6 protein-coding genes are annotated in these 7380 nt (G+C 70.1%); all 6 read right to left on the minus strand.

Annotation, left to right across the window (positions count from 1 at the left end):
• Positions 1-84: 84 nt before the first annotated feature.
• Positions 85-1359 carry a methyltransferase, FxLD system gene (gene fxlM / locus ACWD3C_RS42740; protein ID WP_451153176.1) on the minus strand — a complete coding sequence of 425 codons (1275 nt, stop codon included), beginning with the start codon at positions 1357-1359 and terminating at the stop codon, positions 85-87.
• Positions 1360-1391: 32 nt separating this feature from the next.
• Positions 1392-1640, minus strand: a complete 249-nt coding sequence (locus tag ACWD3C_RS42745; protein ID WP_451153178.1) for a hypothetical protein — start codon at positions 1638-1640, stop codon at positions 1392-1394.
• Between the two features lie 28 nt (positions 1641-1668).
• Positions 1669-2589 carry a thiopeptide-type bacteriocin biosynthesis protein gene (locus tag ACWD3C_RS42750; RefSeq protein ID WP_451153180.1) on the minus strand — a complete coding sequence of 307 codons (921 nt, stop codon included), beginning with the start codon at positions 2587-2589 and terminating at the stop codon, positions 1669-1671.
• Positions 2590-2681: 92 nt separating this feature from the next.
• The gene (locus ACWD3C_RS42755) at positions 2682-3917 is read right to left on the minus strand and encodes a lanthionine synthetase C family protein (protein WP_451153182.1); all 1236 of its coding nucleotides are present in this window, start codon (positions 3915-3917) and stop codon (positions 2682-2684) included.
• Positions 3917-6985: a lantibiotic dehydratase gene (locus ACWD3C_RS42760; protein WP_451153184.1), complete on the minus strand. Its 3069-nt coding sequence runs from the start codon at positions 6983-6985 to the stop codon at positions 3917-3919. Before ACWD3C_RS42760 ends, ACWD3C_RS42755 begins: the two co-directional genes overlap by 1 nt.
• 93 nt (positions 6986-7078) lie before the next feature.
• Complete coding sequence (locus ACWD3C_RS42765) at positions 7079-7273, minus strand: FxLD family lanthipeptide (protein WP_451153186.1); 195 nt, start codon at positions 7271-7273, stop codon at positions 7079-7081.
• Between the last annotated feature and the right edge of the window lie 107 nt (positions 7274-7380).

The raw sequence follows: 7380 nt of genomic DNA on the forward strand, positions 1-7380 counted from the left end.
GCCACCCCCACGCTTCCGTCCCGTTCGGCACAGGCCGGACGCCCAGGGCCGCGCGGACGGATTGCATTCCAGGCCCTGTACGGTTCAGCTCTGCTCCGTGGGCCAGGAGACCGTGACCCGCGTGTGCCGCTTGGCGACCACAAGCTCCGCGGGTGTGTCCGGCGACACGACGCCGGTGGCGGTGTCGCCCGTCACGCTGTCGCCGGTCAGGGGGTGCACCTCGAACCGTGCCCGGTGACGGCGGTGTTCGCGGTCCCAGGTCTGGATCAGTTCGACCAGGCGCTCGGCGTCCTTCTGGGCATGGGGGCCGTGCCCGTACGCCCCGAACTCGAACGTGGTCCACTCGTCGCCCAGGGGGCGCACAGTACGGTAGGAGAAGCTGCCGCCGTCGATGAGGGTGGGGATGCCCATAGGGGAGGCTGAGGGGACCAGCCCCTTGTCCCGGGCGGCGACCGTGGCGGTCAGGAGCGCGAAGTCGGGCAGCACGGTGGCCAGCCACAGGTCGAGGTTGTCGAACGGCTCCATGCCGCCGATGGTCACCTTGGACCATACTTCGGCATGCGGCTGGGCCATGGCTTCGCGCAGCCGCTCGGTATCGGCCCGCTGCCCGTCGTCCAAGCGCAGGCCGACCTCTTCGCCCTTCTCGTCGTGCAGCAATGCGAGCCGTACGCGGTACTCTCCGGCGCCTTGCATGGGCACGAAGCCGCACAGCTCGTAGCCCTGGCTGACCAGGTGCCCGTCCTCGCGCTCGAAAGCGATGGAACGGGTCAGGCCGCGCACCCGCAACGGGACAACGAGCCGCCCGTCCTCGGTGAGCTGGTCCAGCCAGGCCGGCGGGATGTCCCACGCGCCGACGGTGACGATGATCCGGTCGTACGGGGCGTGCTCCGGCATTCCCTCCTCGCCGTCGGTGAGGGCGACGTTCACGTGCTCGTACCCGGCTTCGCCCAGGCACCGGCCGGCCCTGTCGGTCACGTCCGGGTCGATGTCGATGGTGGTGACCTCGCCATCCTCGCCGACCAACTCCGCGATGTACGCGGCGTTCAGCCCTCCGGAGCCGATCTCCAGGACTCGCATCCCCGGACGGATGTCGGCCTGCTCCAGCATGAACGCCTGGATGCGCGCTGCCGAGACGGAGCTGATGTTGACGCCGTTGTCGTCCTTCTTGGTGATCTGCGCGTACTCGGCGGCATGTGCCTTCTCCCGGGGCGTCTCCGGCATGAACAGGTGGCGGGGAACGGTACGGAATGCCTCCTCGACGGCTTCGGTGCGGATCGCGTTCAGCTCCCGCAGCTTAGCGATCACCGCTTCTCGTAGCGTGTTGATCTGATCGTCTTCAGGGGTGGTATCGGCTTTCACTGGCCGGAGTGTAGTCACGCGGTTACTCCTGCTCAGGGTCGTGTTTCGGTCAGAGCGCGCTGGATGTGGATGATTCGAGCGCCACGTGGCCACCTGCGGGGGTGATCGGTGGGGAGGCCCTTGAGATACAGCTCGCCTTGCTCGGGGGTGAGGCGTGCGGCGATGGCGGAGTTGAAGCCGGACGACACGGTTTTGGAGTACAGGAGCGGGCCGGTGCGGGCAGTGACAGCGTCTTGGACGTCGTCGGGCAGGTCGGTGAAGTGGATGCGCTCGGTCGGCATGGCGGAACCTTTACAGAGAGACGGGTGGCTACTGGTAGGGGTCACCGGCGCCTGCCCAGGTCCCAGGGTCAAGGATGGCGGTCCGGGCCGCCCACGCCAGTGCGCTCTGTGCGCCCATGGAGAGGCCGAGCCGGTTCCAGTGAAAGATCACGTGAAGGGACAGGACGCGGCGAAGTCCACGGTCAAGCGTTCCGGTGCGGACCGCTTCGTGAAGGGCGTGCCCAGTACTGCGGAAGGCATCAGCCCACGCGGTGATGGGCTGCATCGGGCCACTGTGGCTCAGGAGGGGGCCGTCAGGACTCGTGTCGGCGAGCAGCAGGGAGCGGAGTTGTGTGGCCAGTTCTTGAAGTCGCTCTACAGGGATGTCGCCGAGGGCGGAGCGGTGTTCCTCGTCGATGACGCGCTGCCACACGTCGCCTTGCTCGTACCACTCCAGCCCGGCGGCTCTCATCATGATCGTGCAGAGCAGGACCGACAGTTCGCGTCGGCCGAGCTGCACGTGAGTGCGGGCGGCCAGGTCGACGACATGGCGGCTGTCGGCGGCGAACAGGTTGTGAGCGGCGAGCATACTGGCGGGGCCGCCGAAGGCTGCGGTTTCGGGCTCGTAGATCCCCGGCCACCATTGGCGCAGGTGGCCCTCTGCCGTGAGCCGGTCGAGTTCAGTGCTGATATCCGCCTTGACCCCGGTCCCTGGCCGAACGTGTAGCCGGAGGCGCCAGCAGGGGTGCTTGCGCGTGAACCACCACGCCGTGGCGTTCCCGTTCTCCTCCGCGCTGCGCAACAGCGGCACGAGATGCGCGGCGGCGGTCTGCTCGGCGGTCGCCCAGTTGGGGAACTCGACGTAGACCTGCCACCAGTCGCTGCGGGCGGCGTGGCGGGCGAGTGCTTCGTGGCCGGCTTGCTCGAAGACTGCGACGGCATCGCCGAGGTTCGCCGGTTCCATCCCCATGCGGTGCGCAACTTTGTCGAGCGGTGCACCGGCCAGCACCTCAAGGACGGCGCGACCAACCGGTCCGGCGGTCGAGGGCCAGGTGACTTGGGTCAGTCGATCAGCAGGCATGTGTCCCATCCGGTGTCGGGGGCCTCGTTGGCAGCCAGAGTGGTCAGCGCGAGTGCGCAGCCGGCATCGCCTTCCAGGAGGCCGAGCCCCTTGACGGCTCCGGGCTCGGCATGGGCGGACAGCGCCTTGCCCAGGGAAGTGAGCACGGTGTGCAGGCGTGGGCTGAGGGCGTCCCGGGCGGCCCGGAACGCGGTCTGGTAGATGCCCGCCCAGCCGTGGCACAGGCTCGTGTCGGTGACCTGGCCGAGTTGAACAGGATCGGTCAGGCACCGGTACAGGGCGTCCTCGTAGAAGCGTTGTGTGCTCTCGTCGCGCAGGGCGATACCGGCGAGCTGACCTGCGCGGGCGATGCCGACGGTCCCGTAGCACCAGCTCGGACGTCCTGGGCCGTGGCGGTGATGGAGGTGACCGGCGTCGAAGTCGGTGATGGTCAGGTGTTCCGGCCACCACGGTCCGGCGTCGTCGTCTTGCTGCCAGGCATCCAGGTGGCCGCAGATCGTGCGGATCGCGTCGGCTTGTCCGTCCACACTGATGCCGCGCCGCAGGCCCTGGGCAAGGAGCATGAGCGGCTCGGTGATGCCGTGCGCTGCGCCGAGGTTGCTGTGCCCGCTGGGGAAGGCCGTGGAGTGGCCGCGGTGCGGATCGTGGCCGACCCACCAGCCGGGAACGGTGCGCTCCTCGGCTTGAAGGGGGTCTGTGAGCGACACCAGGTAGCTCAGGACTCGTTCGAGGGCGCTGCTGCCGGGTTCGCTGCGCAGGAGGTACGCGCCGATGCCGGTGAGCCCGTAGAAGATGTCGTACTCGGCGAACTCGGGGAGGTCGCCACGGAACATCCGGGCCAGCGCGACGTCAGTGCGACGGTGAGCGAGCGCGGCAACGTGGGTGTGCAGCGTCGCCTGCGCGTCGCTGTAGAGGCGGTGGAAGGCCGGAGGCGTCGTACTCAGGAGGAAGGCTATGGCGGGAGCGCCGAGGAACAGCCCGGCGGTGTCGGCGGCGCTCACCTCTGCCGCTGCCGCGTGGCCGATCCAGCGGTGAGCCGTGCTCCACGGCCCCCGCCGCCGGTGGGAGCGCTCGACATGCAGCAGGGCGACGCCGGCTGCCCCCTGCCCGAGGGACTGCCCTGACCAGGGCTCGTCAGCGAGTGGAACAGCTTGCGTCAGGTGCTCGGCGAACTGGTCCGCCAGGCGGGCCGCGTGCCTGGCCATGGTGGGGGTCATCAGCGGTCGGTCCGGGCGATGTGGCGCAGAGCTGCGGTGCGGGCGAGCCGCAGCGTTGCCGCTTCTGCGGCTGGGTCAACTCCCAGGGTCCGTACATGGTGTTGGTGCAGCAGGGACCGTAGGACGGTGACCGGGTCACGCTGCTGGGACAGGGCCGTGCGATAGGCGTGCGCGGCAGCGGCACGGTCCGTCCAGGCCTGTACCGCGTCGTCGCCGCCGGGGTACGCGGCCAGGGTCTGGGCTCCGGCCGCTGTGAGGTGGAGGACTTGATCGCGCACGGTCCGGTTCAGAGGGCCGTGGCCCCGGGGGATGTTCTCGGTCAGCCACTTCATGCCCTGCTCGGCGGTCGAGGTGAACAGGGTGGTGAGGTCCAGGAGGCTCGCGGCGGCGAGGGCCTGCGAAGTGACCTCGCCGGTACGGGCCGTGAGCCGGATCTGTGCGAGGGCGGCGGCGGAGTCCGTGGCGAAGAAACGGTGCGCGGCGTCCGTGGCGGGCCCTTGCCCGAACCGTCCCGTCTGCGGTTGGTAGGTCTCGAAGGTCAGGCGGGACGCCAGGCGGCTGCGACGCAGTCCGTCCGCCCATGTGTGGACGTGCCCGGCGGCGGTGCCGTACGTGTCGGCGTCGAGGTGCAGGAAAAGCGCGAGGTGCTGGCCGGCCTCGGGCCGAGCCATCTCGCGGTGCCGGGTGAACCACCACTGCGGCGGCTCGTCGAACGCGGCGAGGAGCTGCGGCAGGTGGCGGTCCAGGATCTCGCTGTACCGCCCGGGGTGGGCGTGCAGGTGGGCGCACAGTACGGTCCCGGCGCCTGGCAGGTGGGCGTGCTCGCCCGTCATGGCGTGCGCGGTCCGGGGGGTGGGCAGCACCGTGGGCTCTTCGGGCCGGGTGCGGGTGAGGGGGAGCAGGATCTCGTGCGCGCGGCCGATCCAGCCGTACTCGTCCGGGTCTGCGACCTCTCGCAGTTCGAGACGCCGGGCCTCGTCGAGACGGGAGCGCAGCAGCCGAAGGTGCACGGGGTGCGTCAGGTCGAGAGGGAGCCGCTGTTCGATCTCGACCATGGCGATCCGGTCCGGCACGTGCAGCCGCGTCCGCCAGATGTTGAACGCTGCCTCCCACGTCGTGGGTGAGGCAGGCCGCCCAGGGAGGTCTTCGGCCATCAGCAGCCAGCGGGCCGGGGTGAGGATGGTGCGGCGGTAGCGCACGCGCGGTAGGTAGGGCAGGCGGGCTGCGGTGCCGAAGTCGAACGGCTTGTAGACCGCGCACCGGCCGGTGGCGATCTCCGCGAGGAACCGGGCCAGGGGCGGAGTTTGGACCCCGGCCTCAAGCGCGTGCAGTACGCGGACGTCGATGGGGCGGCCGGTGGAGAGCTGGATGAGGTGGAAGCGGCGGGCGTCCGCAGTGACCGCGATGTCCGCGAGTTCGAGCACGCGATCGTCTGCGCCAGAGTGCTCGGCCAGGGCAATGACGTGGGGGAGCAGGCGTGCGGTGCGGGCCACGTTCTCATTGCGCCGGCGGCGGGGGACGAAGGAGAGCTGCGCGGTGATCGCATCAGGCCGCGTGCGGTAGCTGCCCGCCAGAGCGTCTTGCTGCTCGGAGGGCAGGAGGTGAGCGAACCGCCCCGCCATGCTGCTGCCGGGGCGCGGTACACCGGTGAGCATGAGGCGGAACGCACCGCGCGCCAGGGCGTCGCAGGAGGATGCCCGGATCTCGAAGGCAACTTCCGTGCGCGGGACGAACAGCGGCTCCTCGCTGCCGGCGGCCTTCGCCAGGTCGGCGATCACCGCGTCCGTCAGGACCAGCTCCCCACGGCCCTCCATGAGGGTCTGCTGCACGAGCGCGAGAACCGCGTCGTCGCGGTCGCTCACCGTCTTGGGCGCCTTGCCGCGCTCCGACCCGACGTACTCGGCAGGCCAGCCGAGACCGCTGTCGGCCACCAGCTCCAGGACGGGCACCGCTGCGCCGACGCCGTACCTGGCTCGGAAGCGGCGGTGGTAGTCGCGCCACTGCTGATACCCGTACGGCAGAGGGCTGACGCGGTGCAGGGTGGCGACGGCCGCCTGCGCTTCGGCTATGGCCTGCTCGGGGACCTGGGCTTCGCAGTCCAGAACGGTGTCGATGAGCAACGGGGCCGGGGTGATGGGAGACAGCGCCGTCATACGGTCGCAGACCGTGGCCAACTCGGTGGTGGGGTACGAGGGTCCGCACCTGGTGAGGTCGTCGCGGATGGTGTACAGCTCGCGCACCAGGCCGCCGACATCCGGCAGGCCGTATGCGTCCACCTTCTCCAGCTCGTCGCAGACATGGTCCAAGGCGTCCGGCGTGGTCATCGGCGCCCGCAGGCTGGTGATGAGGAGGTTCTGCGCGATCAGGTCGGCCAGGAGCGCGTCGGTCTTCCCCCCGGCACCCGCCGGGAACATGGCGGTCAGCTCGTCGCGCAGGTCCCGGTACCGGATGGGCATGCGGGCGGCGTGCATCGCTGCCCGCACGGGCCGCGACAGCCGTACGGACACCTCGATGGGCGCCATGAGGTGGGCGTGACCGTCCGTGGGCGGCCCCGGCGCGACGAGCCGGTCCCCTCGGGGCTGCGCGGCGTTGTTGGCGACCAGTGGCAGGCGTTCGAGCAGTTCCGGGCTCTGCTGGAGGCGCTGGACGATGTCGGTGATCCATTCGCTGTCGGCCCGCACCGTGATCCGGTGCTTGCTGTCGAACCGCACGCGCGGGGCAGGTCCGACCGAGACAGGCGCCGTGCCGGCGAAGAGACCGAAGGGGGTGGGACGGTGCTGCCAGCGCAGCAGATAGGAGGCGACCGAGAGCGCGGTCCGGCGGATCTGGCGAGGTTGCGTCTGCGCGCCGCGTACGACGTCATCGGCCGTCTGGCACAGGACGGGGCTGGCCGCCTGTACAGCGTCGCGGATGTTGTCGCGCTGCCACACCCGCGCCAGCCACGCGCGCGTGACGGCCGGGTCGTCGAGATCGAGCGTGCGGGGAACATCGGCTGGGCCCGGACAGGTCGTGGCGCGCAGGAGCGCCGATCCCTGCCACTGGTAGCTGACGACTGCTCTGGAGGTCACGGGCAGCTCTTCCTTCCGGTGCGGTGCGCAAGAGGAAAGGGAGGCGGGGGTGCCGACATGCAGGGACGCCGGCACCCCCGCGGGAAGGACCGGTCAGGCCGGGTCCTCGATGAACGAGCTGCAAGCGGAGGAGCCGCCCGAGCACGTGCTGCCGCAGCCGTCACCTGTGGAGCACATCAGCTTCCCGTGCGGGTGGGTGGCGACGACGACCTTGACGTCCAGCGGGGCGAAGTCGTCGTCCTCGACGACGGCACCCGGCCGCTCGACCAGTGCGGTCGCATGACTCATGTTCGATCACTCGGCGGATTCAACCAGTCGTCGCAACACCTTGATCATGGAGGTGTCCGATGGGACGACCGGCAGGGTGGACGACGGCGGTTACGGGGCGTCCGGCG

Source organism: Streptomyces sp. NPDC002845 (assembly GCF_053591955.1).